General features: G+C 74.4%; 3 protein-coding genes. All 3 read right to left on the bottom strand.

Annotated features, from left to right (window positions below; translation table 11 throughout):
- Positions 1–23: 23 nt before the first annotated feature.
- The gene (gene obgE / locus RKE29_RS28900; protein WP_312008671.1) at positions 24–1,457 is read right to left on the bottom strand and encodes a GTPase ObgE; all 1,434 of its coding nucleotides are present in this window, start codon (positions 1,455–1,457) and stop codon (positions 24–26) included.
- Positions 1,458–1,739: 282 nt separating this feature from the next.
- Positions 1,740–1,997, bottom strand: a complete 258-nt coding sequence (gene rpmA, locus RKE29_RS28895) for a 50S ribosomal protein L27 (RefSeq protein ID WP_312008665.1) — start codon at positions 1,995–1,997, stop codon at positions 1,740–1,742.
- 25 nt (positions 1,998–2,022) lie between these two features.
- Positions 2,023–2,343: a 50S ribosomal protein L21 gene (rplU, locus tag RKE29_RS28890; protein ID WP_312008663.1), complete on the bottom strand. Its 321-nt coding sequence runs from the start codon at positions 2,341–2,343 to the stop codon at positions 2,023–2,025.
- Between the last annotated feature and the right edge of the window lie 833 nt (positions 2,344–3,176).

The raw sequence follows: 3,176 nt of genomic DNA, 5'->3' as shown, positions 1-3,176 counted from the left end.
CGCCCTGATCCAAACGACACGGCCTAGAACGGCTCGAACGCCTCGTACTCCCGCTGCGCCTCGTCCCGCTCCGCGTCCCGGTCGCGGCGCCGCTGCGCCGCCGGACGCGGCGCGTTGAGCCGGTGGTCCTCGCCGCGCCGGCCCAGCATCGCGGCGCCGGCGGCGACGGTCGGCTCCCAGTCGAAGACCACCGCGTCGTCGGAGCCGCCGATGACCACCTCGTCGCCGGGCCTGGCGCCCGCGCGGGTCAGCTCCTCCTCCACGCCGAGGCGGCTGAGCCGGTCGGCGAGGTAGCCGACGGCCTCGTCGTTGGAGAAGTCGGTCTGCCGCACCCAGCGCTCGGGCTTCTCGCCCAGCACCCGGTAGAACCCGTCCTCGGCGGTGACCGTGAAGCCCGCGTCGTCCACGGCCCTGGGCCGGATGACGATCCGCGTCGACTCCTGCGCGGGCCTGGCGGCGCGGGCCACGGCCACGTGCTCGGCCAGGGCGAACGACAGCTCCTTCAGGCCCGTACGGGCGACCGCGGACACCTCGAACACCTGGTAGCCGCGGGCCGCCAGGTCGGGCCGGATGATGTCGGCCAGGTCCTTGCCGTCCGGGACGTCGATCTTGTTGAGGGCGACAAGACGCGGCCGGTTCTCCAGGCCGCCGTACGCCGCGAGCTCCGCCTCGATGGCGTCCAGGTCGCTGAGCGGGTCGCGCTCGGACTCCAGCGCCGCCGTGTCCAGGACGTGCACGAGCACCGAGCAGCGCTCGACGTGCCGCAGGAACTCCAGGCCCAGGCCCCGGCCCTGGCTGGCGCCGGGGATGAGGCCGGGCACGTCGGCGATGGTGTAGACGGTGGCGCCCGCGGTGACCACGCCGAGGTTGGGCACGAGGGTGGTGAAGGGGTAGTCGGCGATCTTCGGCCGGGCCGCCGACAGCACGGAGATCAGCGAGGACTTGCCCGCGCTGGGGAAGCCGACCAGGGCCACGTCGGCGACGGTCTTCAGCTCCAGCACGATGTCGCCGCTCCCGCCGGGCTCGCCCAGCAGTGCGAAGCCGGGGGCCTTGCGGCGCGGGGAGGCCAGGGCCGCGTTGCCGAGGCCGCCGCGGCCGCCCTGGGCCGCCACGTACGTCGTGCCGTGGCCCACCAGGTCGGCCAGCACCCGGCCCTGCCGGTCCAGCACGACGGTGCCGTCGGGCACGGGCAGGACCAGGTCGGCGCCGTCCTTGCCGGCGCGGTGGCCGCCCTCGCCGGGCCTGCCGTTGACGGCCCTGCGGTGCGGGCCGTGGTGGTAGTCGAGGAGCGTGGTGACGGACTGGTCGACGACCAGCCGCACGTCGCCGCCCCGGCCGCCGTTGCCGCCGTCCGGGCCGCCGAGCGGCTTGAACTTCTCACGGTGCACGGAGGCGCAGCCGTGCCCCCCGTTACCCGCGGCGACGTGCAGCTCGACGCGGTCCACGAAGGTGGTCATGACGGGTGCCTCCCGTGGTCGGTGGTGCGCCGCGCCTCCCGGGGTTCCCCGGTGCGCGGCGGTTACGCCGCCGGGAGCGGCGGCGGGTGACGCGGATGCCGCCGGCAGCGCCGACGGCCTGACAGGGCCGACGAACGACAAGCGCCGACAACCCTGTCAACGCGCCGAGGGCGGACCCGCTTCCCGCCACGGGAAGTGCGATCCACCCTCGGAACGTGCGTGCTGCGGGCCGTGCTCCGGCCGGTGCCGCCGACTGCCGCCAGGCGGCTGGTGAGCGGCGTGCTACTCGGCGACCGGGACGACGTTCACGACCTTGCGGCCGCGGCGGGTGCCGAACTTCACCGCGCCGGCCGTCAGCGCGAACAGCGTGTCGTCGCCGCCGCGGCCGACGCCCGCGCCCGGGTGGAAGTGCGTGCCACGCTGGCGGACGATGATCTCACCGGCGTTGACGACCTGGCCGCCGAAGCGCTTGACGCCGAGCCGCTGCGCGTTGGAGTCGCGACCGTTCCGGGTGGACGACGCGCCCTTCTTGTGTGCCATCTGTCTTCAGTCCCTTGCCCCGCGACTACTTCGCGGCCGAGTCGATGCCGGTGATCTTCAGCGCGGTGTGCAGCTGGCGGTGGCCGAGCCGCTTGCGGTAACCGGTCTTGTTCTTGTACTTCAGGATGTCGATCTTGGCACCCTTGTGGTGGTCCACCACCTCGGCCCGCACCTTCACCCCGGCCAGCACCCACGGGTCGCTGGTGACCGAGTCACCGTCGACGATGAGGAGAGTGGAGAGCTCCACGGTGTCACCGACCTTGCGGTCGGACAGGCGGTCAACCTCGATGACGTCGCCGACGGCCACCTTCTGCTGGCGGCCACCGGTGCGCACAACTGCGTACACGGATCTCTCTCTCACTCGTGGTCGGAAACCCCTGATGCCAGCCGCTCCAGGACGCCCCCGAAGGGTGTCCGGATGAGGTGAGCGGCCTCTCCCGGCGGGCCGGGAGGTCGTTGCTCAGGGGCCTGGCGTACGAACGCCGACATGCAAGGTTATGGGGTTACCGGCCGGAGGGTCAAACCGGACCCGGGCCCGGCGTGGGCCCGGGTCGCGGCGCGGCCCTGCGGCGCGGTACGGCCCGCGCGGGACGGACGTAACGACCCGCGCGGGACGGACGGCGGCCGACGTGGCCCGTCAGTCGTCCGTGGTGGCCGTGACGGTCGCCGTCTGCCGCTCCGCCGCCGCTGCGGCGGCCTTCGCGGCCGGCGCCTTGGCGGTCGTCTTCTTGGTGGCGGTCTTCTTCGCCGCCGTCTTCTTCACGGCNGCGGTCTTCTTCGCCGCCGTCTTCTTCACGGCCGTCTTCTTGGCCGCGGCCTTCTTCGCCGGGGCCTTCTTGGCGGCCTTACGGGCCGTCTTCTTCGCCGGGGCGGCCGCTGCCTCGGCCGTCTCCTCCTCTTCGGAAGGCTCCGCGGATCCGGCCGTCTCCGCGGGTTCCGCGGTCTCCGCCGGTTCCGGGGCGGCGGGCGCCTCCGGGTCGGGGACCGCGACCGGGGCCGCCGCGTCCGGGGAGGCGGCGGGCGCGGGCTCCGCGGCCTCGACCGCCACCGGCTCCGGCGCGGCTGCCGGCTCCGCGGCGGACTGCTCGGGGGCGGGCGACGACGCCACGACCACCACGGCCGCCTCCTCCGCCGGCGTGGCCGGACCGGCGGGCGCGGTCACCTTGCGGGTGACCCGGC

The organism is Streptomyces sp. B1866 (assembly GCF_031932565.1).
Classification (GTDB): domain Bacteria; phylum Actinomycetota; class Actinomycetes; order Streptomycetales; family Streptomycetaceae; genus Streptomyces.
Note: the sequence above shows the minus strand (reverse complement) of the source record. Positions and strands in the feature narration are given on the sequence as shown.

Coding starts and splice junctions, on each gene's coding strand:
- rpmA (WP_312008665.1), bottom strand. CDS start 1,997: ATGGCACACAAGAAGGGCGCGTCGTCCACCCGGAACGGTCGCGACTCC.
- obgE (WP_312008671.1), bottom strand. CDS start 1,457: ATGACCACCTTCGTGGACCGCGTCGAGCTGCACGTCGCCGCGGGTAAC.